Origin of the sequence: Mesorhizobium quangtriensis (assembly GCF_040081925.1) — a bacterium.
In the GTDB taxonomy this organism is placed as follows: domain Bacteria; phylum Pseudomonadota; class Alphaproteobacteria; order Rhizobiales; family Rhizobiaceae; genus Mesorhizobium_K; species Mesorhizobium_K quangtriensis.
In genome coordinates this window covers 12,950-38,674 of record NZ_JBEBMF010000006.1, presented here as the reverse complement: position 1 = coordinate 38,674, position 25,725 = coordinate 12,950, and the positions used below count along the sequence as shown (strand labels likewise).

Below are 25,725 nucleotides of genomic sequence, written 5' to 3'. Positions count from 1 at the left end.
GGCCGACAACACCGCGCGGCGGCGCAAAGAAGCCTTCAGTCCGCGTCCATCCTCACGCTCCCCAGTGGCAGTCGCGCCATCGCCGACATCGGCCGCACATCGAAATCCCCATAGCCATCGACCGTGGCCCGCGGCTTCCTGCATGAGAGGCTTTCGTACGCCTGCCGGCACCCGAAACCCTTCGCCGTTGCGGTCGTTGGGGCAAGCCTTGCCATCACCCGAAAGCAGACGTTGCACCAGTATTAGTCCAAGCTTCCGCCATGCGCCTCCTGTCCTTTCGTTCAGGGCGTTTCGCAACAGCGTCGACGCGGACCATCTGGCTTATGGCTTAAATCGAACTCGAATGAACGCGCAGGCGGCGCGGCGTTGCTTTTCGCCTACAAGAAAGCGGCGTAGTTCACACGAGAAGCTGCGGAGGCTTTCGCGATCAACTTCTGCGTAGAGGCATCGACCCTACCTCCAATTCTATGCTCATCAGCGCGAGTCAGCTTCCGGTCGCGGACGAGAATCTCGCCTCCCACCATGACAAACGAAGCACGATCATCGTCCCCGGCAAGGAGCAGCGCTGACAACGCATCGGTGCGCGCGCCTGCATAGGCGACGCTGCTCAGGTCGAACGCGGCAAGATCAGCACAAAGGCCTGCTTCGATCCTGCCGATGTCGTTGCGACCGATGATGCTTGCGGCATCCCTTGTCGCCATCTGGAGCAGTCGGTAGGGACTGAACCACTGTTGCCAGGGTACACTGCCTTCGCCGCCAGCCAGTCGATGCAGCAGGAGTGCAAGGCGCATTTCCCCTAGCATGGAGCCGCTGTCATTGGATGCGCCACCGTCAACGCCAACGCCGATCCTTATGCCTGCTGCGAGCATATCGTGTATTGGCGTGACGCGTGCACCGAGGCGCATGATCATTCTTGGGCAATGCGCGACCGCAACGCCGGCGTCTGCGCACCGCTTCATCTCATCGGGATACATGCGTGTGCTGTGAGCGAAGAAGGTTCGCGGGGTCAGCCAGCCAGCGTTGTCGAGTACATCGAAAGGCGTTGTGCCGCGCTTCGCGCACAGTGCCCGCTCGTCCGGGCGTGGATGGCAATGGATGTGCAGGCGCGTCTCTGTCTCGGCGGCGAGATCGGCAACTGAACGCATGAAGTTCAGGTCGTCATAGGTCGTGGTGGTCGGTCCGAGTGCCACCGTGACCATGGAACCGGCGGACGGCTCATGGAACCGGACTATGGTACGTCGCATGTCGGATAGCACTGCGCCAGGGTCGTCGACGAGTCCTCCCGCGCGCTCCCCGAGCATGGGTGTCAGCCGTGCCTCAAGATCGTCTTCCAGCGAGGTCAGGGAGCCGCGGACAAAGACAAGCCTGGCTCCCATCGCACGCGCCGCGGCGATTTCGGCTTCGACGTGTTCTGTTCCACCCCTTGGCAACAGATACGAGTGGTCAACGGAGGTGGTTGCGCCCGTCAGAAGCAACTGGGCGACGCTCGCCTCAGTCGCGCTGGCCAGATCGTCCGGGCTCATCGCGGCCCACAGGGGGTACATCTTGTAAAGCCAATCGATCAGGTGGCCTCGCTGGGCAGCGGGTATGGCGCGCGTAAGCGTCTGGAAATAGTGGTGATGAAGGTTGACGAAACCAGGCAGAACCAACCGGCCGGCCATGTCTTCGACCACGTCGAAGTCTCCCGCCGGCTTGCCTACGCCAATCTCTGCGATGCGGCCGTTCTCGATCACCAGATAAGCATCCTTCAGGGTGCGATCGTCGCCGTCGCAGGTATACAGGGTGCCTATGGCATGGAGCAGTTGTCTCATCTCGTTGCCCGCGGGGGATAGTGGCCACTGCGCCGCTTGAGCACAACGCCGGCAATGAGCAGCAGCATGATGGATGCGACTGTCGTCAGCGTGGATACAGCGGCCACGCTTGGATCGGCGTAGTATTGGATGTGCTGCACCAGTCTCAGGGGTAACGTGTTGCCACGTGTCAGGAACAGGGAGAGCGCCACTTCATCGAACGAGACAAGGAATGCGAAGGCTATTCCAGCCAGCACGCCAGTCCTGATCATGGGGAACGTGATGCCGAAGAAGGTTTGCATACGGGAGGCCCCGAGCGACTGCGCGGCGTGCTCCAATCGTATGTCGTAATGGGTCATCGCGGCCAGCACCATGTAGACGACGTAGGGTACGCCGATGACCGCATGTCCCATCGTCACCTGCCAGAAGCCGACGCCACCTACCCCAACGAGCGTATAGGACTGAAGCAGACCCAGGCCGATCACGATTGATGGCACGATGAGCGGCAGAAGCAGCAGGATCCTGAGCGTCTCTCTGCCATTGAAGCGATAATTGTTAAGCGCCACTGCAGCCAACGTGCCCGCGACGCCAGCGATCAGGCTGCTCGCGAGTGCAATCTGGAAACTGTTTACGAAACCACTGATGAATTTTCGTTCGGAAAGGGCGGCCTGATACCACTGCAGGCTGAAACCGGGAGGGGGCATCTGCAGCATGGAGACGCTGGAAAAGGACAGTATGATCGCAGCGACGATCGGCGCGATCAGGAAGCAGCATACCAATATTGCGTATGCACCCTGCCACGTGATGAGCGGCCGCTTCCTCATTGGCCTCGGCTCCAGGGCGCCAGCCAGCGACGCAGGAGGTTGGTTGCGACGATCACAATGGCGACAACCGCAATGGTTACCATGGCCATTGTCGCCGCGCTGGCCCAGCGTACCATGCTGATTGCCTCGTCATAGATCGCAGGTGCAACCATCGCGAAACGGGTAGTGCCGAGCAACAACGGCAGCACATAGTCGCTCAGAACTACGGCCACTGTGAGCTGTATTCCGACGAAAATGCCGGGGATGCTGAGCGGCAGCGTGACCCGGAAGAATGTCTGGGGACCCGTCGCTCCCAGCGAAGCCGAGGCTGTCAGGATACGGCCGTCGAGGCGGCTCAGCGCGCTGTAGAGCGGCAGGATCATCAACGGCAGGTATCGATGCACCATGCCGATCGTCATGCCGGTTCGGTCAAACAGGATGCGAACCGGGCCGTCCGTAATCCCCATCCAGATGAGCAGCGAGTTTATGATGCCGGAGTCTGCCGTGATCACCATCCAGCCGTAGACGCGTGTGATGACGCTGACAATCAGAGGCAAGTAGACGAACCACATCAGCACGGAGACCTTGCGGCCGCTTTGTTGTACCAGATACCAGGCGAATGGGTAGGCGATGACGAGCGTTATGCCAGCCACGAGGAACGATGTGCCGAGGCTGTTTACGAAGATATTCGCGTAGTAGCCGTCTCCCAGGATCCGCAGGTAGTTGTCGACTGTGCGGTCACTGACGAGCAGGAGGCGCGGATCGTCGCGGCTGAAGCTGTTGCGCAGCAGCACGGCGAGCGGCATGACGAAGAACGGCACCATGACCAGGAGAACTGGCCCGATCAGAAGATAGGGGAGCCAGTCCGTTGGCGCGCGTCGCCTTGCTGTTGTCAGGCTCAACGTCGGCTCTCCGGCAGCACATAGGCGTGATCAGGGGCGAACTCCAGGTAGACGGGTTCGTGCCGGGCTTCAGTAGAGCTTCCCGGTTGCGCGGGCAGATCGGCAAGCACCTGGACTCCGCCCAGGTTGATCACGTGCCTCTTCACTGAACCCAGGAAAGTGACCAGCGCCACGGTTCCGGGATGGGTGGAGTGAACAGCGGTCGGCGCGGTTGAAAGCGAAATGTCGTCCGATCGCAAATAGATGCGAACTGCATCGCCAGCGTTACCGGCGCCTGAGGTGCTGCAAACAATTCCGGTTTCCGAGACCGCGACAAGACCTCCGCCATGTCTACGTTCGAGGCGGGCCGGGAAACTCGTCACCGATCCAAGGAAGTCCAATACGAAAGCTGTCTCCGGTTTGCGGTAGACTTCTTCCGGCGGGCCGACCTGGTGGATCACTCCGTGATTCATGATGGCGATGCGGTCCCCGAAAGTGAACGCTTCGCGCTGGTCGTGCGTCACCAGGATGGTGGTGATGCCGGCGTTGCGCAGCAGCAGCGCCAGTTCGATTTGCATTTCCTCGCGCAAATTCTTGTCGAGGGCGGACAGCGCTTCGTCTAGGAGCATCAGCACTGGCCGGATGGCGAGCGCACGGGCAACGGCGACGCGCTGCTGCTGGCCGCCTGAGAGTTCTGAAGGATAGCGGTCAACGAAAGGTTCGAGCTTGAGCAGCGATAGCACCTCTGCGCTACGCTCTGCGATGACTTCGGGATGCTCACGCCGGACCTTCAAGCCATAGGCGACATTCTCCCGTACGGTCATGTGGGGAAAGAGAGCGTAGCTCTGGAAAACGATACCGACCTGCCGGCGGTTCATGGGAATGTCGACCAGTGAACGTCCGTCGAGCTCGATGCTGCCGGTGTCTGGGTACTGCAGCCCGCCGATCAGGGAGAGCAGCGTGCTCTTGCCGCAACCGCTTGGGCCTAGCAGCGCAATCAGTTCGCCTTTGGCAATCGACAGCGAACAATCGCTGAGCGCGGTAACGTCACCATAGCGTTTCGAGACGTTTCTGATGCTGAGGTAAGCGGACTGATCGGTGTTCATGCGTCCTGCATTTCAAAGACTTCCGGCGGCCACAGGAGCGGCCGCCGGAACTGCACAAGATTTTCTCAAGCCTGGACTTCACGCTGCCAGCGTTCCAGCCAGCCCTGCTGCTTCTCGATCACCACGGCATCGTTGACCGCGAAGAGCTTGCTTTGGTCTGTGATGATGTACTTGAGCGTATCCTCCGACAAGGGCACGTCGCTAGTTGATGGATTGAGGAGAATCGTCGAGCAAACCTCTTCCTGCACTTCGGGGGAGAGCGCCAGATTGACGTATTCCTCGGCAGCTTTCTTGTTCGGCGTATTCTTCGCCACGACCAGATCGTACGGGATTGCCGGCACACCTTCCTTCGGCGTGGCGCGCGTAATGTTGTAGTGACGCTTCATAAGCTGGCCGATACGGGCGCTGTACTGCACTGCGACAGCGATTTCCCCGCGCTCCAGAAGCTGGGACGCCTGGTTCGGGTCGCTGTAGAACGAATGCACATTCTTCTTCAGCTCGACGAACTTTGGAATTACCTCGTCTATCTGCTCTTCAGTCAGCCCGGACGCACGCGCCGTGCTGACAAGAAGAAAGACGATGGCGCCGTCGATAGGCATGCCCGGCAGCATGATCTTGCCCGCAAGTTCCGGGCGCCAGAGATCGAGCCAGGACGTGATCGGCTCCGAGACCTGGTTCTTGTCGTACATGATGTCGATCGTGTCGAAGGCCAACGCCACGCCGGCTCCACCCTCGGCAACAGCGCCTGGCAAAGCATTGGCCAGATTGGGAACGGTTTCGGTTGTCAGCGGCAGTGCCAATCCGGTCGAGCCTGCCCGCAAGGTCGGAACGCGTTCGAAAAGGCCGATGTCATATGCTGGATCGTCCGGCTGGGCCTGCCATTTCGCGAGGATGAGGTTTGGTTGATCCTGCTCGAACTCGATCTCGCCGAAACCGGCTTCGACGAAGCGCTCTCCGATAATCGTCTCGAGGGCAGCATATGGCCCGCCGAAATGGGTGACCCGAAGCGGTCCGCTTTGAGCGAAGGCGCGAAGCGGCGATGCAAGCGCGATCGTCGAAGCGCCGAGCGCAAGCGACAGCTTCAGAGCATCGCGACGTGAAAAGGCTGTCATACCTGATTCCTTTCTTAGGATGCGGGAGACTCCCCACGGGTCCCCTCGGGCTTATTGTACGGCCACCAACATCTTACGCATACATTTTCCTTTATCAAGGATGCAGGATGCTGAAATTATGCCCATAAACCGCCTGATAGGCAGTTCCACGCACAAATATTGATCAAATCTTGTGCAAACATCCGAGTGCCGTCGGCAGAAATTGGAATAAACAATTTATTTGCGCACAGAAAACTCAAAATGGTATGCAATATGTGTTGGGGCTCAAAGGCCAGTCCAACTCCTTCACGCTGCCTGAGGAAGACAAATGACCGCAACATCGATTCTGGAAGGCTTCCTCGCGCGTCCTGTCATTCCCTTGCATATAAACGGGCAAGCAACCTTCTCGGCGGACGGCGCCACCATGCCTGTAAGCTATCCGGCGACCGGCGCGGTGACGGCCGTCGTCGCTCGCGCGACCGTTGCCGACGCGGAAGCTGCCGTTGCTGCGGCCCATGTGGCCCAGACCACCGGTCCTTGGTCTCACATGAATGCGCGGGAACGGAGCCGACTACTCGAGAGTCTGGGCAACCGACTGGCCGATCACGCAGAAGATTTCGCAGCATTGGAAGTGCGGCAAACCGGCAAGACCATCACCGAGGCGCGGGGAGATGTCTCACGGGCGGTAGACGGGTTGCGATTCTACGCCGCCGCTGCGTTGATGAACCGTGGCGAAACGATCGAGGTGGATCGTCATCGGCGTGCGCAGACAATCCGCGAACCGATTGGGGTGGTTGCAGCCATAGTTCCCTGGAACGTTCCGTTGGTGTTGACGGTCTCGAAGATCGCGCCTGCACTGGCCGTCGGCAATACTGTGGTGGTGAAGCCGTCCGAAATGACGCCACTGACATCGCTGTTGCTCGCCGATCTTGCCCGAGACGTCGGATTCCCCGCGGGCGTAATTAACGTGGTCACGGGCTTCGGCGACATCGGACGCTATCTCACCGAGGCGCCGCTGGTCGACGGCATTACATTCACGGGCAGCACGCGGACGGGCGCACAGGTAGGAGCCGCCGCCGCGATGACCCACAAGCGCCTCCAGGCTGAACTCGGTGGCAAGTCCGCGCACATCATTTTCGCCGACGCGGACATTGAGGCGGCGGCTTTGTCCGCAGCGTGGGGCGTTTTCTACGGACAGGGCCAGATTTGCAGTGCCGGCTCAAGGCTACTCGTCGAGCGGTCGGTGCATGACCGGATCGTCGAATTGGTCGCGGCTACCGCGAAAAGCATCGTCCCGGGCGATCCGATGGATGCGTCCGTGCGCATGGGATCTTTGATTTCCAGGGCACATCGCGATGGCGTTCTTGCGCGCGTTGAACAGGCGCTTGTGGATGGAGCAACTGTGGCCGCCGGCGGGGCCGCGGCAGCGGTGACAGGTTTCGACGGCGGCGCCTTTATGCAGCCCACCGTGCTGACGGGCGTTCGCCCGGGCACCGCAATAGAGCAGGAAGAAGTCTTTGGCCCGGTTCTCTCAGTCATTCCCTTCGATACGGAAGAAGAGGCGATGAGCATCGCCAACGGGACCCGATATGGCCTGGCGTCCGGACTGTGGTCCGGCGACAGGCAGCGCGCCCTACGCATGGTCCGCAGATTGCGCAGCGGTGTCGTCTGGCTGGATTCCTATAATCATTTCGACCCGCTGGTGCCGTTCGGCGGGATCAAGCAGAGCGGCGGCGGAACCCGCGAGTGGAGTCACCTCGCGTTGGACTGCTTCGTCGACATCAAGACTGTATGGGAGGTTATGTGATGGGAGATCGGTTCCAGGGGCGCGTGGCGATTGTCACTGGCGCGCAACGTGGCTTGGGCGCCGAATTCTCGCTACGGCTTGCGGCTGAGGGAGCTTCGGTCGTCTGCGCCGACATAGGCTCCTGCGAACAGACCGTCGGACGCCTGCGCGCGGCAGGCTACAACGCGGTTGCTGCTCAGGGTGATGTCCAGACCAAGGCCGGATGCGATGGCATTGTGGCCGCGGCGCTTGACGCCTTTGGAAAGATCGATGTGCTCGTGAACAATGCCGCGCTTTATGGCGGCATCAGCATTGATGGTTTCGAAGCGATCGACGAGGCCGAGTGGGACCGCATGATGTCGGTCAACGTCAAGGGTGTATGGCAGATGACGCGGGCGGCTGTTCCGGCCATGCGGAAGGCCGGATACGGTCGTATCGTGAATATCTCGAGCAATGTCATCTTCATGGGCAAGCCGGGGTTTCTTCACTACGTCGCGTCGAAGGGTGCGGTCTGGGCCATGACCGGGGCATTGTCACGCGAACTCGCGGGCTCCGGCATCACCGTCAACGCTTTGGCGCCTGGATATACCCTGACCGACGCCACGCGATCGATGTCCACGCCAGACGTCGTCGCGGCGCTTGAGAAAAACATTCTGGAGTCGCAAAGCGTCAAGCGCCTGATCGAACCTCAGGATCTCGCGGGAGCCGTACTCTTCTTGGCTTCGGAAGCGGCGGGCATGGTTACAGGACAGACGATGACCGTCGATGGCGGCACGATTACCGGATGATGTAGGAGAGCGAGGACGCCGGGCCGGCGCCCTCGACGGTTGATGGCCTAGCCCTTACGCGCCCAACTGCCCGGTCCAGGCCATTGATCCTCCATGCGCCAGGCGGCGTCGAAGACGTGAATCTGATGTTGCGTGCTGCGCAGGAAGATGCGTTCCAGCTCCTGTATTTCAGTTTCGGGAAGTGCCGCCATGGCGGGCTCAAGCCCTGCCAGAAGCGCCTCGACATGTTCGGCCTGAAACGGGCGTCGATAGAGTTCGATCCACTGCTGGCTGACAGGGTCATAACCGCTGACATCGACGTCGCGGAGGCGCGCGCCGATTTCGGTGAAGCCGATCGAACAGGGTAGCATCGCGGTCAGCGTCTGGATCGACGTGCCCTCATATGCAATGCGAACCAGATGGTTCATGTAGCCTTCACGCGCTTTCAGCGCTGCCCAGTGATCGCTTGGAAAATCGTTGCAGCCAAGCTGCCGGAGCAATTCGATTTCAGCCTGTCCTTCATCGAAGTTTGCGATCATCTGGATGAAGGGACGAAAGCTGCGATGCTGTTCGATCGTGAGCTTGGCGAAAGCGAGATGATAGATGCGCTCGTAGTCCGCAAGATAGGGAAGGTCCTGAAGCAGGAAGAATTTGAGCCGGTCGCGGCTGAGCCTGCCTTCCACAATGTCGTTTATCCAAGGGTGGTGGATATAGGCTTCCCAGGTGGGGCCTGTGGCGGCCTTCAGACGATTGGCGAGTTCGTGCATGCGGTGCTCCTTGAAACAGACGCTGGCCCGTGTCTGAAGGCTCCTCGTCGATGAGGCCGTTGCCGGCCGGATGGATGTTCCTCGCGGCACATCCGATGATCGATTTCTATCCCTCCTCGTCGAGAAGGTTTTCCAGAACCTCCAGAAGAACGGCAGCCCCCGCGGCGGCATGCTCGGGTTCGATCCATTCGTCGGGGTGATGACTAAGTCCGGCGCGGCAGGGCACGAAGATCATTCCCGCTCGTGTCACCTTAGCGAGATGACGGGCGTCGTGCCCTGCGGCCGACAGAAGCTCCATGGCGGGATGCCCGAGCCGTTCAGCAGCGGCGAGGATGCCCTTTCGCAAATCGGTGTCGAAGGTGTTCGGCGGCGCGTCGACCAGCCGCTTTATGTCAGTGGCGCAGGGAGGAGCATTCACATCGATCAACTGTTCGACCAACGCGCCAAGGCGGTTCAGCGTTGTCTCGTCTGCGTGACGCAGGTCCATGCGGAAACGGACTTGCGCGGGCACCACAGATGGGGCGTTTGGCTTCACGTCCAGGTGGCCAATGGTAAACATGACCTCGGGAGCTTCCGACGTCACAGCCTCTTGAAGGGCGACAGCAATGCGGGCGAATGCCTGCAGGGCGTCCTTGCGTCGCGCCATAGGCTCGGTGCCTGCATGAGCTTCACTGCCGTTGATCCCGATCTCCCAGGTCTTTTTTCCCTGTATTCCGGTGACCGAGCCGATAACGCGGCCATGGGCTTCGAGTTGGTCGGCCTGTTCGATGTGCAGTTCCAGATAGGCAGCGATGGGGAAGCCGAGTGGGCGTTTTTCGATCGCGCTGAAACGCGCCAGAAACGAATCTAGCGCATCGCCCAGATTTGTCCCCTCGGCATCCGTCTGCTCTCGGATCGAATGAAGATCGCGCGTACCGGCAAATACGGAGGAGCCGGTCATGCCGGGCGCGAAGCGGCTTCCTTCCTCGTTGGACCATGCGACGACTATGAGCGAGCGGCGCGTTCGCCCAAGACCTGCCAGCGTGGAGGCTGCCTCCAGCGCCGCCAGAACGCCAAGCGCACCGTCAAATCTTCCACCGGTCGGTTGGCTGTCCAGATGGCTGCCGCAAAGCAGCGGAGCAAGATCTGGCTCGTTGCCGATGAGCGTCAGGAAAAGATTGCCTGCACTGTCGAAGGCGGGCTCCAGTCCGGCTTCCGTGGCCCAGCCGATCAAAAGTGCGCAGGCCTCTGCGTCTTCCAGGGATAATGCCTGCCGATTGACTTCGCCCGGCACTCCCGTGGCGCCGATTTGCGCCAGCTCCATCAGCCGCGACCAGAGCCGGCTGCCGTCGACGCGAGTTTCGGACGGCTCATCTTTCATGGAAGCTATTTCGTCCGCATCACCTGCTCGGGATCGGCGCGCGGGTCGCGTGTCCCCCAGCTTCCGGCCCCGACCTGGCGGAAGAAGTCGGCCAACAGAAGATTGAAAAGAGCGGGCTCCTCCAGATTAAGGGTGTGGCCGGTCTTTGGCAGTATCGCCAGGCCAGCCGCAGGAAGCACACGCTTCAGGTAGAGGCCCGGTTGCAAGCAATGGTCGTCCTCGTCGCCGACCATCACAAGCGTCGGCACGGCCATGGATTTCAGCTTATCCTCAAGTTGCCAGAATGGCGGCCGGCGGGCCTGCACACCGCGCATCGTATTGGGTGCGCCAACCGCCGAATGACGTGAAAGCCGATCCGCGAAGGCCTTCCAGCCGCGCGGATCCTTGTTCTGGAATTGCACGCGACTCGCACCGAGCGCGTAGATGGCTGAGAAAGCCACCGGGTCATCTTCGAAATTTTCTGCAACCTTCATCGAGACGGTGCGGAAATAATCTTCGTGACCTTTTTCGGACCCGTAGCCTGCGCCCGCAACTGTCAACGACAAAGCACGTTCGGGGTAGCTCAAACCGACATGAAGCGCCGTGAAGCCGCCCATCGACAGGCCAACGACATGCGCTTTCTCGATGCCCAGTCCATCAAGCACATCCACGGCATCGCTGGCTGCGATTGCCTGCGAGTAGCTGTCGACGTCCATGGGAATGTCTGAGGGAGCGTAACCGCGCGCTGCGTAGGTGACGCACTGGTTGGTCCGGGCAAAAGCGTTGAGCTGTGGTTCCCAGGCGTCGTAGTTTCCGCCGAACTCATGGATGAAAAGAATGGGGTCTCCGCGGTCGCCTGCCGTCTCGGCATAAAGGCGGGTTCCATCCTTGGCTGTGACATGCATCAGTTTGGCCTCAGAAGAGATCGGGAACGTCGTTGAGTGTGCGCGCCAGTTCCAGATATCCTGGCAGACCATCGCAGAAGTGTTCCGCCCATTCCGCCGGCACCGAGGTCGAGACCTTGATGAAGCGGTCGCCGAACGCCTCGCTGTGATAGCGTCCATGGCGGATCATGACCCCATCGCGACGTGCCGCTTCGACCAGCGCCTCCGACGTGACGCCGACATCGTTCGTCTCAAGGATCAGGAAGTTGCCATGCGAAGGGCTAATGGGCACCCCGAAGCCCAGCTCGCGGGCTCGATCCGCAACCATGCGATTGTTTTCGCCGGTGATGCGGCGGACGTCCTGCATCCATGCCGGCTTCACCGACAGGCCCGCCAGCGCCGCACGCTGTGCGACGACCGAGGCGCCGAGTACCGAGGTCGATTGCGACGCGAACTCGTTGACAAGGTCCGGCGATGCCACCAGCGCGCCGATGCGCATGCCGGCGAGGCCCAGCCATTTCGAGAAGCTCACGGTTACCACCGTACCCTCTGGAGCAACCTGCAAGGCCGGCGTGTGTCCCGTCGCGAAATCGCGATAGGTGCAATCGTGCACGAGCAGCGCTCCGGCCGCACGTGCAATCTCCGCAAAAGCCTCGATTTCCGCTCGCTCGTACCGTATTCCCAAAGGATTGTTGGGGTCGACCAGATAAATGATGGCGGTCCGCTCATCGACTGCGACCGCCAATGCGTCTGGTGTCAGCTTGTAGTCCGTGTCCGGCGTATAGATGGGGATCTGTATGATTTCGGCGCCCATCTGCCGCGCGAACAGGCAAGGCCATTTCCAGGTTGGATCCGTCGTGACCAGCGTCGTGCCGGGCCGTGCTTTGGCGCGGCAGATCGCGGCAAGGGCGTTTACTCCGCCTTCTGTCACCAGGGCCGAAGCATCCGGCACGCTCAGGTCTTCCGTGATCGCCTTGCGCAATGCTTCGAAGCCGAGTGGTGGGGCATAAGCGTTGAACTCGCCGCTTTCGATGGACTTTACCATCGCCTCGCGCACAGCCGGGTGCGCCGGTATGTGATTGGTGTTCTGGCCCATCCACACCAAGCCGGGCGTATTGGCCAGTTCGTCGAAATATCGATTGCGGATCTCGGCGCCGGACATATCGACCTCAGATAACCGAACCGCGCGCGGAGATGCCTCCGTCGATAGTTACAATCGTGCCGGAAATATAGCCGGCGCGCGGCGATGCGAGAAAGGCACAGAGATCGGCAACCTCGCGGGCTGTTGCCGGGCGTTTTGCCGGATAGTGGTCGTAAAGTTCTGCCCATCTCGATTCGTCACCGAGCATGTCGATGGCCTTGCGGCGCATGATCTTGAACATGCGCGGCGTATCGACCGGCCCAGGGTTGACGCCGACCACGCGTATGCCGTGGTTCATGGAGCGGCCGCCGAGCGCCTTGGTGAAGGACATCAGGGCGGCGTTGCCGGTAGAGCCGGCGAAATAGGCGGCATCCCAGTTCTCGCCCGAATTTCCTATGACATTGACAATGACGCCGTCACGTCCCTTGCGCCGCTTCCAGAAGGAGCGGGCTAGGCTGATATAGCCAAATACCTTGAGGTCGAACCCCCGCTTGATCGCCTCGTCCGTAACCACCTCGATGTCACCGGCAGGGATGTCGCCGGCGTTGTTCATCAGGATGTCGTAGTCGCCCGCTGCCCGATCGAGATCTTCCATGGCCTCGGAAGATGATAAGTCGGCTGGATGAATCGTCACCGTGACGGGAAATTCCGCGAGCTCAGCTTTAGCTTCCTCGAGCGCCGCGCCATTGCGAGCAGCAAGATGCAGGTTGCAGCCCTCTGCGGCAAGAACCCGTGCAAGCTCTCTGCCGATTCCCTGCGATGCCCCGGTGATGAGGGCCGTCTTTCCGGCGAGATCCAATTGCACGATGTCCTCCAAAATGAGTGCATTAATTACTATTCTGCATACATAATGGTAGCAAGTATGTCCAGTGATTGGTGTCAACGGATTCCGTGACGTGGAATTCCGCATATATCAGCCCAGAATCTGTGCATCCAACGTCGACCAAGACAGACGGCATATTAAATTTGTAGCTTCTGCATGCGATAATGAGTCGCTTGCATAAAGAAACGTCAGAAACCGGCGAGTGACGATATGAAATCGGTCAAACAGAAAAGTGCTCCCCGGGCCGCTACCAGGTCGGATACGCTTCGTTCCCAGCTCGAGAACTTGATCGTCGATGGGCATCTGAAACCCGGTGAGCGGCTGGACGAGACGGAACTGGCGAGCCGCTTCAATGTTTCGCGTACGCCGGTTCGCGAGGCCATAAAATCACTGGTGGCGACGGGGCTAGCCGAGATTCGCGGCAGACAGGGCGCTTCGGTCACTGTCCTATCGATTCCGGTATTGCTGGAAATGTTCGAAGTGATGGCAACGCTGGAGGGAATGTGTTCTGGCTTTGCGGCGAGGCGCTCGACTGCGGCGCAACGCACGCGCCTGCGTGAAATACACACGGAGTTGATCCGTGCGAACGAGGCAGGGGAACCTGAGGCCTTCTACAAGGTCAATGCGCTTTTCCACGATACTATATACGAGGCGTCGCATACGAATTTCATCGCGGAGCAGACTTGGCAACTGCGCCGCCGCCTTGCTCCCTACCGGCTGCGGGTGACCTATCAGCCCGGCCGCATGCAGGCGACGCTCGTCGAGCATCTACGCATAATCGAAGCGATCGAAGCGGCTGACGGCAAGGCCGCAACCCAGGCCGCCATGGATCATGTCAAGTTGCTTGGCGATGACTTGCCGGATTTCATCGCATCGATCCAAAAAAGCATTATTGGCGATTAATTCAGGAAATCTCGCTCGTATCGTTGAAGGGCGCTCCTTGTGGGGCGGGTAGGGTCGGTGCAGAACGGCTGCTTTCTGCCATCCCATCCGATAAGCGGACTGACCACACACGTCCCCGAAGCAGACGCCACCGGTTATTGCACTGGGGGTCGGTACCAGCGCCTACCTGCCGAAGTTTTCTAGTTTCAGAAGCCTCCGATGTGAGGGGGGCCTACTTTCAGGACCTCCTTGAGATGTTGTCGGCCAACCTCGTCGCGCGTGTACTGACGTACGAGCAGTTCGAACTTGGCGTCTTTCTTTTTGACCAGTTTGTCACGCCACCCCTTAACAGTCCTCGCAGTCTGCTGCCCATGGTCGAATGAACGCCATTTTGCCATGCGGCGGGCGACAAACTGATCAGTTTCAGTTCTCTTGCGTCTTGGAAAGTTCTCGGTGCCCAGATGCCCTAGCTGGTATAGTGCCTCTGAGCACGCTGCTGCGAAAACCCTGATATCCTGCTTGTCTGGTCCCACGTAGCGCGTGCCAGAAATGTCATCCCGTGATTTAACGCCTGGCTGGAGTATACGTGAACGCTTGCCTTCGAAGATGAAGTCTAGCTCTCGGCGAAGCAGCTCGAACGGCCAAATCTGTTGGCCGGAGACACCGCGGTCTTGCAAGAAGCAGATCACTGCCTCGATCGCTTCCATCATTCCGTCGCGGGTCTTGACGCCTCCCGCGCTGATCAACTTCATGGCCTCGCTCAGATGGGCGAGAAGCTGCTTTTCAGCAGTAGCTCGTCCAATCGTCGGTTTGGGACGCGGAAACTCTGGTGTTTTGCGCAAGTCGAGCATATAGCACCCCCGTTTTCCGATACTTGCTCCGAGACAGAACCCCTTGGTAGATCACTCGCCCTGCCTGAGTGCCCGGTTGAGTTCATCACCGATGCGTTCGGCAGCACGGCGAAGCGGGTCATCAGCAAGATGGGCATATCGCTGAGTGGTCTGTGTGGACTTGTGGCCGAGCAGACCACCGACGATTGGCAAGCCTAGCCCGGCACCTGCTCCGATACTTGCATGGGTATGGCGGAGATCATGGAGACGTACGTCCTCCAAATTTGCCAAGCGACGTATGTGAGACCAGGGCTTCTTCAGGTCGTGCCGGGGCATATCTGGGTTCGCACCCGGCACAACACAGGTCCCGAAGCGGGGAATGGTCCTCAGCACTTCGGTGGTAGCGGCGCTGATTAGTACCGGACGCTTGCCAGTCTTGGAGTCCGGCAGCCACAAAAAGCCGCGATCGAGATCGACGTCCTGCCAACGCAGATCCAGGATCTCGCGCAACCGGCACCCCGTAAGCAACAGAAGCCGCACGGCGCCGGTCACGTGTGATGGGTAGACCTCCACCTGATTGGATTTGGCTACGTGTTTGGCGGACGTTCCAACTGCCTTGATCTCCCACGGCAACCCAGTCGTCTCAGCCTGGCGCAACACTTCACCGAGGCGCCTTATTTCGCCTTGGGTCAGATAGCGCTCGCGACTTGGTTCCTTGAAGCGCTGCACGTCAGCAGCCGGGTTGAAGCCTTTCTCGGCCAGTCCATTGCGTTGCGCCCATGAGAAGACGCTGCCGACATACGAAAGAACGCGATTGGCCCGATAGGGTCGATCGGCAAGCTTCAGATGAAGTCGATTGAGATCTGCCGGTGTAATCGCATTGATGGCAAGGTTGCCGATAGCAGGAACTGCGTGGCCGATGAGGGCGCTCGCATAATCTTTGCGGCTCCCAGGCTTTAGCTTGGGTCCATGCCCTTCGAGGAAGGAATTGACGAGATCACGAAATAGCAAGACCGAACGCCGAGCTTGCTTCGCAGCACTCGGGTCGTTTCCCAAAGAGACGGACCCGAGCACGCGGCGTGCCTCGCCTCGCGCTTGATCAACCGTGATGGTTCCAAACCGCCCCACAGTATATTGCCTGCGCACCCCTCCGGATCGATAGCGGCAGATGAACGTTTTGCGACCAGAGGCTTCGACCCGCATACCGAAACCGATGAGTTCTTCATCCCACAAAAAGTAGCGGGAACCCGTCTTTTGGGCTTGGTCGGTAGACCTCTTCGATAGTTTCATTGGTGTCCCAGAGTCCACATCTCACTATTTGGCGTCCACATGGCGTCCAAGCGACGTCAATCCACGGATTACCATGAACCAGATCGGAATACAAAATGTTCAACGATAACAGAGACAAAACAAGCTAAGGCCACCTCTGTCCATCTATGGAAAGTCAGAAAGAACTGATTCCTAATCTGTAGGTCACAGGTTCGATTCCTGTCGGGATCACCAACAAATTCAAGGGCTTAGGGAACTCGACATCCCAGTTTCCTATGGCGTCATGTTGCAACCGAGTAGCCTCGATTTCCAACGGTTTTCACAGACACTCGGCTACTCGACGCGACATGGGAGGGGCTAGATGTCGGACGCGATCTGGTACTACGACCGCAACGGGCGGCCGGCCTTCTACCGGGTGGATGAGAACGTCTAAAAAGACGGCCGACGCATCTACTGGATATCGGACGGCAACTGGTATTCGAGCGAATCGGGCCACACGACGCGCGCCTTCCTGCAGGACAATGCCCTCATCGTCGATGACAACAGGCTTCTCCTCGATCGGCATCGTGAATTCGATAACCTTCGGGCTGCCCTTGGCAACCTGTTCGTGGGCATGCACATGGGGCGGCGCGACGGGGCGACCTTTTCGCGCGGGAGGCCTGCGATTTCCGCCTCGGTGACAGGCGCTGTCGAAGCAGCAGCCACTCGCAAGAGTGCGGGAGTCAGTACGCTGGCTGCGGCAGCTCCGAGCAATGCCTAGCGACGCGTGAACATCTCAATTCTCCTTCGATTTGTCGTTGTCGATGAGGAGAATCTAGCCGTTTCCGGCGAGCATACTTTGCGCTGCAACAAACTTGCGGCAAAGCTGGTCGATTTGCTTTTAGGACGAACGCAAAAGCGGCCCAGTGGCTGAACGCGGCGTACAGCTTGTCCGAGCGAGAGAATCGTCGCCGATGGTGAACCGTTGCATAGTCTTTCTTCTTTTCCGAATAACGGCTTGTGTTATCAGCTAGACCGCAGGTGAACGACCGAAATGAGGGCGCACTGCTGACCCGCAGTTTTGGGGCCGATAGCGGTCAGTCCGCTAATGTCTGAGGATGCACGACAGCCGACGGTAAGGTCGCCACGAGCTACGCACGAACCTTATGTTATCTTTATGTGCGGCGGCATCATTCCCAATCGAGATTTGACGCCGGCCGAGCCCATATCCCGAAGCTGAAACTCGTTTCGGAGACATCCATGTTCGACATTCTCTACCTGGCGATCGGGCTCGGCACTTTCGTCCTGCTCGCGCTCTTCGCGCGCAGCCTCTGCCGCATCTGAGATTGGGCGATGATTGAACCCCTCCTCGGTCTCGCCGTCGCCCTGGCGCTTGGCATCTACCTTCTCATTACGCTGATCAGGCCCGAGCGCTTCTGATCGCCGCTTCCGGAGCAATTTCCATGACACTTATAGGCTGGCTGCAGATCGGCCTTCTTTTCGTCGTCGTCGCCCTTATCGTGAAGCCGCTCGGCATTTTCATGGCGCGCGTCTTTTCGGGCGAACGAACTTTCCTGTCTCCCGTGCTCGCTCCCGTCGAACGTGGATTCTACGCCGCTGCCGGCGTCGATGCGAAGTCGGAGCAAGGCTGGCTTGCCTATGCGCTTTCCGTCGTCGCCTTCTCGATGGCGGGCTTCGCCGCGCTCTACACGATCCTGCGCCTGCAGTTCTACCTGCCGCTCAATCCGCAGGGATTTGCCGGCATGGCTCCCGACCTCGCCTTCAATACGGCAGTCAGCTTCGTCACCAACACCAACTGGCAGGCCTATGGCGGCGAAACGACGCTCAGCCATTTCAGCCAGATGGCAGGCTTGACGGTGCAGAATTTCGTCTCCGCCGCCACGGGCATCGCGATTGCGCTCGCGGTGACGCGCGCCTTTTCGCGCTCGGCGGTGCAGACCGTCGGCAATTTCTGGGTCGACCTCACTCGAGCCACCCTTTACGTGCTTTTGCCGCTCGCAATCGTCGTGGCCATAGCCTTCGTTGCGATGGGCCTGCCGCAAACGCTCGACGCGTCGGTTAGCGCGACCACGATCGAAGGCGCGCAACAGACGATCGCGCTGGGTCCAGTTGCCAGCCAGGAGGCCATCAAGCAGCTCGGCACCAATGGCGGCGGCTTCTTCAACGTCAATGCCGCGCATCCTCTAGAGAACCCTAGCGCGCTGTCAAACTACCTCAACATCATCGCCATGCTCTCCATCACATCGGCGTTGGTTTATGCTTTCGGCCAGATTGTCGGCGACCGCCGCCAGGGCTGGGCGTTCCTCGCAGTCACGGCTATTTTCCTGCTCGTTGGCACCGCAACGATCTATTGGGCCGAAACGAGCGGCAACCCAGTACTTACGGCTCTCGGCGTCGATCCTGCCCTTGGCAACATGGAGGGCAAGGAGGTTCGCTTCGGGCAGGCAATGACGGCTGGTTATGCCGCCATCACCACTGGCATTTCGGACGGCGGCGTTAACGGCATGCACGGCTCCTTCACGGGCCTCGGCGGCCTCGTGCCCATGTTCCTGATCCAGCTCGGCGAGGTGTTGCCCGGCGGCGTGGGATCCGGTCTCTATGGCATGATCGTGTTCGCCATTCTCGCCGTCTTCGTCGCCGGCCTCATGGTCGGCCGCACGCCCGAACTGCTTGGCAAGAAGATCGAGAGCCGCGAGATGAAGTATGCCATGCTGGCCGTGCTCATCCTGCCGCTAGCCATACTCGGCTTCACCGCCGTCTCGGCGATGCTGCCCTTCGCTCTGGCGAGTGTCGGCACTGCCGGGCCGCACGGTCTCTCCGAGATCCTCTACGCCTTCACCTCGGCGGCGGGTAACAACGGCTCGGCGTTCGGCGGCTTGTCGGCGAACACGCCCTGGTACAACACGACGCTTGGGCTCGCGATGCTGCTCGGACGGTTTGGCTACATCGTGCCTGTCCTGGCGATCGCCGGCGCCCTGGCGGCCAAGACGCGCGGCACGCCGTCTGGCGGCACGTTTCCCACCCATACCCCGCTCTTCGTCGGCCTGCTGATCGGCATCATCCTGATCCTCGGCGGCCTGCAATTCTTCCCGGCGCTCGCACTCGGACCGATCGTCGAGCATTTCGCGATGCTCAGCGGCCAGACCTTCTAAAGGACCCAACCCATGTCCAAACATCCCGCAATGGCCCAGAGCCTGTTCGATCCTGCAATCCTTCTCCCAGCAGCCAGGCAGGCCTTCCTGAAGCTCGGCCCGCGCCGACTGATGCGCAATCCGGTCATCTTCGTCACCGAAGTGGTCGCCGCGCTTGTCACGCTGCTGTTCCTGCGCGACCTCGCCGCCGGTGACGGCACCGCGTCCTTCTCCGGTCAGATCGCCGTATGGCTGTGGTTCACCGTGCTGTTTGCCACTTTCGCCGAGGCCGTCGCGGAGGGGCGCGGCAAAGCGCAGGCCGAGAGCCTGCGCCGCACCAAGACGCAGCTTGCCGCGCGCAAGCTGACCAGGCCGGACGGCATCGAGGTCACCGAGATTCCAGCCACCGACCTCAAGGTTGGCGACATGGTGCTTGTCGAGGCCGGTGCACTCATTCCTGGCGACGGCGAGGTGGTCGAAGGCGTGGCCTCGGTCAACGAAAGCGCCATCACCGGCGAATCCGCGCCCGTAATCCGCGAATCCGGCGGCGACCGCTCGGCAGTGACCGGCGGCACCCAAGTGTTGTCGGACTGGCTGCGCATCCGCATCACGGTTGCGCCCGGCTCCAGCTTCGTCGACCGCATGATCGCGCTGATCGAAGGCGCCGAACGGCAGAAGACGCCGAACGAGATCGCGCTGTCGATTCTGCTGTCGGGCCTGACGCTTATTTTCCTGATCGCGGTGGTTACGCTCTGGGGACTTGCCGGCTATTCCGGCACGGTGCTGACCGTGACCGTGCTCGCGGCACTGCTGGTCACGCTGATCCCGACCACAATCGGCGGGCTCCTCTCTGCGATCGGCATCGCCGGCATGGACCGCCTGGTGCGCTTCAACGTCATCGCTACGTCCGGCCGTGCGGTGGAGGCTGCCGGCGACGTGGACACGCTGCTGCTCGACAAGACCGGCACGATCACCTTCGGCAACCGCATGGCCAGCGACTTCCTCCCGGTCGGCGGCGCCACGCAGATGGAACTGGCAGACGCCGCGCTGCTTGCCAGCCTTGGCGACGAGACGCCGGAAGGCCGTTCGATCGTGGCGCTTGCCACGGGCGAATTCGGTCGCAAGCAGCCCGAAGCCGCACCGGATGCCGTCGTGCCCTTCGCCGCCGAAACGCGGCTCTCGGGCGCCGATGTCGGTGGACGTCGGCTGCGCAAGGGCGCGGTCGACGCCGCATTGAAATTCGCCGGTGTGGACGGCAGGGACGCGCCGGCGGAATTCCGGCAGGCTGTCCACAGGATCGCCCGCACCGGCGGTACGCCGCTCGCCGTGGTCGACGGGATTCGCCTGCTCGGCGTCATCCACCTGAAGGACGTGGTCAAGCCCGACATCAAGGAGCGCTTCGCGGCGCTGCGCGCCATGGGCATCCGAACGGTGATGGTGACCGGCGACAATCCGGTCACGGCCGCGGCGATCGCCTCGGAAGCCGGCGTCGACGATTTTCTCGCCGAGGCCACGCCCGAGCAGAAGCTTGCCTTCATCCGTAGGGAGCAGCAGGGCGGCCGGCTGATCGCCATGTGCGGCGACGGCACCAACGACGCGCCAGCGCTGGCCCAGGCCGATGTCGGCGTCGCCATGCAGTCCGGCACACAGGCCGCGCGCGAGGCAGCCAACATGGTCGACCTCGACTCTAGCCCGACCAAGTTGATCGAGATCGTCGAGATCGGCAAACAGCTCCTGATGACGCGCGGGTCGCTGACGACCTTCTCGATCGCGAACGACGTCGCCAAATATTTCGCGATCATCCCGGCGCTTTTCGTCACCACATATCCGGCGCTCGCGGCCCTGAACGTCATGGGCCTGGCCTCCCCGGAGTCGGCCATCCTCTCGGCCGTCATCTTCAACGCGCTGATCATCGTTGCCCTGATCCCGCTTGCGCTGAAGGGGGTCGCCTACCGTCCGGTCGGCGCCGCCGCTCTCTTGCGCCGCAACCTTCTCGTGTATGGCCTCGGTGGCCTGATCCTGCCCTTTGCCGGCATCAAGCTCGTCGACCTCGCCATAACATCTCTTCACCTGGTGTAATCATGCTCGCTCAACTACGCCCCGCAATCGTACTCACCATTGCTTTCATCGTCCTGACCGGATTGGCCTATCCGCTTGCGATCACAGGCATCGGGCAGGTGGTTTTCTCCACGCAGGCCAACGGGAGCCTGATCCGGAACGGCGAGACGGTCATCGGCTCGGCGCTTATCGGCCAGAATTTCACGTCCGACCGCTATTTCTGGCCGCGACCGTCCGTGACCGCCGATGCTCCCTACAATGGCAGCGCTTCGAGCGGATCGAATCTCGGCCCGACCTCGGCAAACCTCGCGGCCCGCGTGAAAGCCGATATCGAAAGGCTTGCCGCCGCCGGCATCGCCGGCCTCGTGCCGACCGACGGGGCCACCGCCTCGGGCTCCGGTCTCGACCCTGACATTTCGCCTGAGTTCGCGGCTGCCCAGATAGCGCGAGTCGCCGCCGCACGCGGGCTGGCGGAACAGGAGATTTCCGCCATGGTCGGACGCTTCACGGAAGGCCGTCTGCTCGGTATTGTCGGTGAGCCGCGCGTTAATGTGCTGCGGCTCAACCTGGCGCTCGATGCGCCGAAGTCCTGAAATCGACGATGGGCGACGCAGACCGTAGAGCCGGAAACCGACCCGATCCAGACGCTCTGCTTGCGCTTGCCGGCGGCGAAAGTCGCGGAAAGCTGACGCTCTTCCTTGGCGCAGCACCCGGCGTCGGCAAGACCTTCGCCATGCTGACGCGCGCCCGTCGCCTGAGGGCGGACGGTGTCGACATCGTCGTCGGACTTGTCGAGACGCATGGCCGCAGCGAGACCGCCGCCCTGCTCGAAGGGCTCGAGGTGCTGCCGCGCCGGCAAATCGGCCACCAGGGCCGGCAGATCGAGGAATTCGACCTCGATGCTGCGCTCGGCCGCCGGCCGGGCATCATCATCGTCGACGAGCTCGCGCACACCAATGCGCCCGACAGCCGGCATCCGAAGCGATATCTCGATGTAGACGAGCTGCTCGCCGCCGGCATCAACGTCTGGTCGGCGATGAACATCCAGCATCTGGAGAGCCTGTCCGACGTCGTAGCGGAGATCACCGGAATTCCAGTGCGCGAGCGCGTGCCGGACATAATCCTGCAACGCGCCGACGAAGTGCTGCTGGTGGATCTCGCGCCGGCCGAACTGATCGAGCGACTGAAGGAAGGCAAGGTCTACCTTCCAGAGAATGCCCAGCGCGCCGTCGATAGCTTCTTCCGGCTCGGCAACCTGACGGCCCTGCGCGAAATGGCGCTTCGCCGCACGGCCGACCGCGTCGACGACCAGATGGTCGACTACCTCAAGCAGAACGCGATCGAGGGGCCCTGGCAGACCACCGAGCGGCTGCTTGTTTGCATCGGAGCCGACCACCTGTCGGAGAAGGTGGTGCGTACGGCCGCGCGACTGGCGTCGGGACTGAACGCGCCCTGGCTGGTCATCTCGATCGAGCGCGCAGACAGCCCGCCGCCGCGTCCCGAGAAAACCCAGCGGCTGGCGGCGACCTTCAAGCTGGCGGAAAGCTTGGGCGCCGAGACGCGCCGGGTGACCGGGCGGGACTTTGTCGAGGAAATTCTGAGGACCGCGCGTCGCGAGCATGTCACGCAGATCGTCATCGGCGGACGCCGGCAGGTTTTTCCCGCCAGCCTGTGGCGCAAGTCGCTGCCGGACGCACTGATCGAACACGTGGCAGGCCTCGGCATTCATGTCGTCACCAGCGATGCGCCCGACCCGCCGTCCCGTCCGGAGCGGCGTTGGCCAGGCTGGCTGCGTATCGACAATCCCATTTGGGAACTTGGCTTTCCGCTCGTCGTCGTTTCGATCGCAACCTCTCTGGGAACGTTGATCGAGCGTTTCGTCGACCTTCCCAACGTGTCGCTTCTCTATCTGCTGGCGGTGCTCCTGTCAGCGGTCTATGCCGGCTACCTCGCAGCTTTGCTGGCCGCTGTCCTCTCGGGCCTCGCCTACAACTTCTTCTTCATCCCGCCGTTCCACACATTCACGATAGCCTCGCCGCACGAGGTTTTCGGCCTGTTCATTTTCATTGTCGCTGCCCTGATCGCCGGTGGACTTGCGTCGCGGCTGAGCGACCAGGCAACGACGGCCGGCCGGCGCGCCGCTTCGACGCAGGCGCTTTACGATTTCTCTCGAAAACTGTCCGGCACGGCCAACTACGAAGACGTGGTCTGGGCGGCGGTAGCGCAACTACGGGCATCGCTGAGGCGCGACGTCATGCTCTTGTCAGCGACCGGCGGCGACCTCTCACTGGCTGGTGCCTGGCCACCCGACACGGAGCTCGACGTTACCGACATGATGGCCGCACGCTGGGCGATGGAGAAGAACGAGCCGGCAGGCAACGGCACCGGCACGCTGCCCAACAGCCCGTTCCAGTTCCGCCCGCTGGGCGCGTCTGCCGGCGTGGCGGCGGTCGTCGGCTACCGGCAGGCCGGCCAGGTGCTAGGCGCGGAGGACGAACAGATTTTGGGTTCCATACTCGACCAGACAGCCATTGCCATCGATCGCGCACGGCTTTCTCGCGAGAGCCTGGACCAGGCCGCGCGGCTCGAGGGGGAGCGGTTCCGCTCGTCGCTTCTGTCGTCGATCTCGCACGATCTGAAAACGCCGCTCGCGACAATCACGGGCGCGGTCTCCAGCCTGCGCGAGCTCGGCGACAAGATGACACCGGAAAGCCGAAGCGATCTGCTGGTGTCGATCGAGGAGGAAAGCGACCGTCTAGCGCGTTTCGTCGCCAACCTGCTCGACATGACGAGGATCGAGGCCGGCACGGTGGACGCCAAACGCGACTGGGTCGATGTCGGGGATGTCGTCCACACGGCGGTGCAGCGCGCCGGAAGATATTTCCCGGGCCGAGGCATCGATACGAGTATCGCCGACGGTATTCCGCTGATCCGCGGCGACAGCGTGCTTCTCGGCCAGGTGCTGTTCAACCTGGTCGACAACGCGGTGAAGTATGGCGGGAACGATCCGATAAGCATCTATGTCCGGAGTGACGCGAAGGATGTCGTGATCTCCGTCACGGATCTCGGCCAGGGCATCCCGGTGGCCGACTTGGAGCATGTCTTCGACAAATTCTTCCGGCGCGAAAAGCCGGACGGCAGAATTCCCGGTACGGGGCTGGGCCTCGCCATAGCCAGGGGATTTGTCGAGGCGATGGGGGGCACGATCCGCGCCGAAAGCCCCGCTGTCAAGCGACGCGGCACTCGCATTACCTTGCGGTTTCCGGCAGCATCGGTGGATGACACTCCGCCGGAGGACGAATGAACCGGGATCGAATCCTCGTCGTCGACGACGAGCCGCAGATCCAGCGTTTCCTAAAGCCCGCGCTCGAAGCGGCGGGCTACGACGTTGTGGAGGCGAGGAACGGCGCCGAGGCTTTGAAGGCCGCAGCCACCATTGCGCCGGCGCTCGTCATCCTCGATCTCGGCCTGCCCGACATGGACGGCAAGGACGTCATCGCCAGGCTGCGCGGCTGGTCGCAGGTGCCGATCATCATTCTCTCGGCGCGCGACCAGGAAGCCGAAAAGATCGCCGCTCTTGATCTCGGCGCGGACGACTATGTCGGGAAACCGTTCAGCATCGGCGAACTGACGGCGCGCATGCGCACGGCGCTGCGCCACAGGATACAGGAGACCGGCGAACTGACCAGGATCGTGGTAGATGGACTGGCGATAGATGCAATAAGACGCACCGTGAAGCGCGACGGCGAGGCGGTGAAGCTGACGCCGAAGGAATACGACCTGCTGCTGCTTCTGGCGCGGCATGCTGGCCGGGTGGTGACCCACAAAACCCTGCTGACCTCGGTGTGGGGCCCCGCTCATGGCCAAGACATGCAGTATTTGCGTGTCTTCATCGGACAGCTGCGCGGCAAGATCGAACGCGATGCAACCAATCCCGTCATCATCCGCACCGAACCGGGTGTCGGATACCGCTTTGTCGCAGACTAGCTGGCACGAGCAACGTCTGCTTTTGGCGGGCGCCCCAAACCCCAGGATTGTGTCTAACTTATTGAAGTTGAGAGATAACATCGACGAAGCCGCGCCGTGACGGCGCGAAGATGCAGGAATTCCCTGTTTTTCGCCAGTTATCAGGGAATTCAGACCAGAGACCGGTTATCGCTGGACTGCTCGGTTCACCAACGCCCAAACCCCTAAACTACAAGGCTTGGCGACAGATGGTTGTCGCAAAGCTTCGATCAATTCCATGTTGCGCGTGTTGCAAGCGGGTGCCTTGAAAAGCAAGGGTTTGCAAACGCGGGCAAGGGCTTGCTGCAACATGGTGGCAACAATTCACAGCTTGGCCAGTCGGATATGCCGTCCTCGATCTCAGACCGAGCC

The 25,725-nt window shown here is 61.2% G+C and carries 23 protein-coding genes; 10 read left to right on the top strand and 13 right to left on the bottom strand.

The genetic code is table 11. The annotated features are described in order from the left end of the window. The 6 genes from ABMA32_RS24255 to ABMA32_RS24230 form a co-directional block, all read right to left on the bottom strand. On the bottom strand, positions 1-237 hold a 237-nt coding region (locus tag ABMA32_RS24255; RefSeq protein ID WP_349016334.1), incomplete at its 3' end, for a hypothetical protein. A 140-nt stretch (positions 238-377) separates the two neighbouring features. Beyond that, on the bottom strand, positions 378-1,811 hold the full coding sequence (locus ABMA32_RS24250) for an amidohydrolase family protein (protein WP_349016333.1): 1,434 nt from the start codon (positions 1,809-1,811) through the stop codon (positions 378-380). Then, complete coding sequence (locus ABMA32_RS24245) at positions 1,808-2,614, bottom strand: ABC transporter permease (RefSeq protein ID WP_349016332.1); 807 nt, start codon at positions 2,612-2,614, stop codon at positions 1,808-1,810. The genes ABMA32_RS24250 and ABMA32_RS24245 overlap by 4 nt, the downstream gene beginning before the upstream one ends. Next, positions 2,611-3,495 (bottom strand): ABC transporter permease, encoded by an 885-nt coding sequence (locus ABMA32_RS24240; protein ID WP_349016331.1) that lies wholly within the window; start codon positions 3,493-3,495, stop codon positions 2,611-2,613. Before ABMA32_RS24240 ends, ABMA32_RS24245 begins: the two co-directional genes overlap by 4 nt. Beyond that, positions 3,492-4,580, bottom strand: a complete 1,089-nt coding sequence (locus tag ABMA32_RS24235; protein ID WP_349016330.1) for an ABC transporter ATP-binding protein — start codon at positions 4,578-4,580, stop codon at positions 3,492-3,494. Before ABMA32_RS24235 ends, ABMA32_RS24240 begins: the two co-directional genes overlap by 4 nt. A gap of 65 nt (positions 4,581-4,645) precedes the next feature. Beyond that, positions 4,646-5,692 (bottom strand): ABC transporter substrate-binding protein, encoded by a 1,047-nt coding sequence (locus ABMA32_RS24230; RefSeq protein ID WP_349016329.1) that lies wholly within the window; start codon positions 5,690-5,692, stop codon positions 4,646-4,648. A gap of 307 nt (positions 5,693-5,999) precedes the next feature. Here ABMA32_RS24230 and ABMA32_RS24225 point away from each other — a divergent pair, with 307 nt between their 5' ends. After that, entirely contained in the window at positions 6,000-7,478 is a 1,479-nt protein-coding gene (locus tag ABMA32_RS24225) for an aldehyde dehydrogenase family protein (RefSeq protein ID WP_349016328.1), read from the top strand. Beyond that, positions 7,478-8,245, top strand: a complete 768-nt coding sequence (locus ABMA32_RS24220) for an SDR family NAD(P)-dependent oxidoreductase (RefSeq protein WP_349016327.1) — start codon at positions 7,478-7,480, stop codon at positions 8,243-8,245. The genes ABMA32_RS24225 and ABMA32_RS24220 overlap by 1 nt, the downstream gene beginning before the upstream one ends. A 47-nt stretch (positions 8,246-8,292) precedes the next feature. On the opposite strand, the gene ABMA32_RS24215 is transcribed toward ABMA32_RS24220, so the two are convergent. The 5 genes from ABMA32_RS24215 to ABMA32_RS24195 all read right to left on the bottom strand — a co-directional run bounded on the left by ABMA32_RS24215 (position 8,293) and on the right by ABMA32_RS24195 (position 13,160). Next, complete coding sequence (locus tag ABMA32_RS24215; RefSeq protein WP_349016326.1) at positions 8,293-8,991, bottom strand: TenA family protein; 699 nt, start codon at positions 8,989-8,991, stop codon at positions 8,293-8,295. A gap of 106 nt (positions 8,992-9,097) precedes the next feature. Beyond that, the gene (locus ABMA32_RS24210) at positions 9,098-10,351 is read right to left on the bottom strand and encodes a M20 family metallo-hydrolase (protein WP_349016325.1); all 1,254 of its coding nucleotides are present in this window, start codon (positions 10,349-10,351) and stop codon (positions 9,098-9,100) included. Positions 10,352-10,356: 5 nt separating this feature from the next. Beyond that, positions 10,357-11,235: an alpha/beta fold hydrolase gene (locus ABMA32_RS24205; RefSeq protein WP_349016324.1), complete on the bottom strand. Its 879-nt coding sequence runs from the start codon at positions 11,233-11,235 to the stop codon at positions 10,357-10,359. Positions 11,236-11,245: 10 nt separating this feature from the next. Beyond that, positions 11,246-12,376, bottom strand: a complete 1,131-nt coding sequence (locus tag ABMA32_RS24200) for a pyridoxal phosphate-dependent aminotransferase (protein ID WP_349016323.1) — start codon at positions 12,374-12,376, stop codon at positions 11,246-11,248. Positions 12,377-12,383: 7 nt separating this feature from the next. Continuing rightward, positions 12,384-13,160, bottom strand: a complete 777-nt coding sequence (locus tag ABMA32_RS24195) for an SDR family oxidoreductase (RefSeq protein WP_349016322.1) — start codon at positions 13,158-13,160, stop codon at positions 12,384-12,386. Between the two features lie 228 nt (positions 13,161-13,388). Between ABMA32_RS24195 and ABMA32_RS24190 the strand changes: the two genes are divergently transcribed. Continuing rightward, positions 13,389-14,081: a GntR family transcriptional regulator gene (locus ABMA32_RS24190; protein ID WP_349016321.1), complete on the top strand. Its 693-nt coding sequence runs from the start codon at positions 13,389-13,391 to the stop codon at positions 14,079-14,081. 185 nt (positions 14,082-14,266) lie between these two features. On the opposite strand, the gene ABMA32_RS24185 is transcribed toward ABMA32_RS24190, so the two are convergent. Further along, positions 14,267-14,911, bottom strand: coding sequence for a hypothetical protein (locus ABMA32_RS24185; RefSeq protein ID WP_349016320.1), 645 nt, complete (start codon positions 14,909-14,911; stop codon positions 14,267-14,269). 51 nt (positions 14,912-14,962) lie between these two features. Beyond that, complete coding sequence (locus tag ABMA32_RS24180; RefSeq protein ID WP_349016319.1) at positions 14,963-16,180, bottom strand: tyrosine-type recombinase/integrase; 1,218 nt, start codon at positions 16,178-16,180, stop codon at positions 14,963-14,965. Positions 16,181-17,317: 1,137 nt separating this feature from the next. On the opposite strand from ABMA32_RS24180, the gene ABMA32_RS24170 reads away from it, so the two are divergent. The 7 genes from ABMA32_RS24170 to ABMA32_RS24145 are packed head-to-tail and all read left to right on the top strand — an operon-like array spanning position 17,318 to position 25,335. Then, a complete protein-coding gene (locus ABMA32_RS24170) occupies positions 17,318-17,482 on the top strand; it encodes a hypothetical protein (RefSeq protein ID WP_349016318.1) in 165 nt (54 codons plus the stop codon). 9 nt (positions 17,483-17,491) lie between these two features. Then, positions 17,492-17,578, top strand: coding sequence for a K(+)-transporting ATPase subunit F (gene kdpF, locus ABMA32_RS24350; protein ID WP_425475588.1), 87 nt, complete (start codon positions 17,492-17,494; stop codon positions 17,576-17,578). 23 nt (positions 17,579-17,601) lie between these two features. Beyond that, positions 17,602-19,311, top strand: coding sequence for a potassium-transporting ATPase subunit KdpA (kdpA, locus tag ABMA32_RS24165; RefSeq protein WP_349016317.1), 1,710 nt, complete (start codon positions 17,602-17,604; stop codon positions 19,309-19,311). Positions 19,312-19,323: 12 nt separating this feature from the next. Further along, on the top strand, positions 19,324-21,369 hold the full coding sequence (gene kdpB / locus ABMA32_RS24160; RefSeq protein WP_349016316.1) for a potassium-transporting ATPase subunit KdpB: 2,046 nt from the start codon (positions 19,324-19,326) through the stop codon (positions 21,367-21,369). Between the two features lie 2 nt (positions 21,370-21,371). Beyond that, positions 21,372-21,941 (top strand): potassium-transporting ATPase subunit KdpC, encoded by a 570-nt coding sequence (kdpC, locus tag ABMA32_RS24155; protein WP_349016315.1) that lies wholly within the window; start codon positions 21,372-21,374, stop codon positions 21,939-21,941. Between the two features lie 8 nt (positions 21,942-21,949). Beyond that, positions 21,950-24,652, top strand: coding sequence for a DUF4118 domain-containing protein (locus ABMA32_RS24150; protein ID WP_349016314.1), 2,703 nt, complete (start codon positions 21,950-21,952; stop codon positions 24,650-24,652). Then, on the top strand, positions 24,649-25,335 hold the full coding sequence (locus tag ABMA32_RS24145) for a response regulator (RefSeq protein ID WP_349016313.1): 687 nt from the start codon (positions 24,649-24,651) through the stop codon (positions 25,333-25,335). The genes ABMA32_RS24150 and ABMA32_RS24145 overlap by 4 nt, the downstream gene beginning before the upstream one ends. Positions 25,336-25,725 lie beyond the last annotated feature (390 nt).

Coding starts and splice junctions, on each gene's coding strand:
- ABMA32_RS24235 (WP_349016330.1), bottom strand. CDS start 4,580: ATGAACACCGATCAGTCCGCTTACCTCAGCATCAGAAACGTCTCGAAA.
- ABMA32_RS24220 (WP_349016327.1), top strand. CDS start 7,478: ATGGGAGATCGGTTCCAGGGGCGCGTGGCGATTGTCACTGGCGCGCAA.
- ABMA32_RS24245 (WP_349016332.1), bottom strand. CDS start 2,614: ATGAGGAAGCGGCCGCTCATCACGTGGCAGGGTGCATACGCAATATTG.
- ABMA32_RS24150 (WP_349016314.1), top strand. CDS start 21,950: ATGGGCGACGCAGACCGTAGAGCCGGAAACCGACCCGATCCAGACGCT.
- ABMA32_RS24145 (WP_349016313.1), top strand. CDS start 24,649: ATGAACCGGGATCGAATCCTCGTCGTCGACGACGAGCCGCAGATCCAG.
- ABMA32_RS24200 (WP_349016323.1), bottom strand. CDS start 12,376: ATGTCCGGCGCCGAGATCCGCAATCGATATTTCGACGAACTGGCCAAT.
- ABMA32_RS24230 (WP_349016329.1), bottom strand. CDS start 5,692: ATGACAGCCTTTTCACGTCGCGATGCTCTGAAGCTGTCGCTTGCGCTC.
- kdpA (WP_349016317.1), top strand. CDS start 17,602: ATGACACTTATAGGCTGGCTGCAGATCGGCCTTCTTTTCGTCGTCGTC.
- kdpB (WP_349016316.1), top strand. CDS start 19,324: ATGTCCAAACATCCCGCAATGGCCCAGAGCCTGTTCGATCCTGCAATC.
- ABMA32_RS24205 (WP_349016324.1), bottom strand. CDS start 11,235: ATGCATGTCACAGCCAAGGATGGAACCCGCCTTTATGCCGAGACGGCA.
- ABMA32_RS24180 (WP_349016319.1), bottom strand. CDS start 16,180: ATGAAACTATCGAAGAGGTCTACCGACCAAGCCCAAAAGACGGGTTCC.
- kdpF (WP_425475588.1), top strand. CDS start 17,492: ATGATTGAACCCCTCCTCGGTCTCGCCGTCGCCCTGGCGCTTGGCATC.
- kdpC (WP_349016315.1), top strand. CDS start 21,372: ATGCTCGCTCAACTACGCCCCGCAATCGTACTCACCATTGCTTTCATC.
- ABMA32_RS24225 (WP_349016328.1), top strand. CDS start 6,000: ATGACCGCAACATCGATTCTGGAAGGCTTCCTCGCGCGTCCTGTCATT.
- ABMA32_RS24210 (WP_349016325.1), bottom strand. CDS start 10,351: ATGAAAGATGAGCCGTCCGAAACTCGCGTCGACGGCAGCCGGCTCTGG.
- ABMA32_RS24250 (WP_349016333.1), bottom strand. CDS start 1,811: ATGAGACAACTGCTCCATGCCATAGGCACCCTGTATACCTGCGACGGC.
- ABMA32_RS24190 (WP_349016321.1), top strand. CDS start 13,389: ATGAAATCGGTCAAACAGAAAAGTGCTCCCCGGGCCGCTACCAGGTCG.
- ABMA32_RS24185 (WP_349016320.1), bottom strand. CDS start 14,911: ATGCTCGACTTGCGCAAAACACCAGAGTTTCCGCGTCCCAAACCGACG.
- ABMA32_RS24215 (WP_349016326.1), bottom strand. CDS start 8,991: ATGCACGAACTCGCCAATCGTCTGAAGGCCGCCACAGGCCCCACCTGG.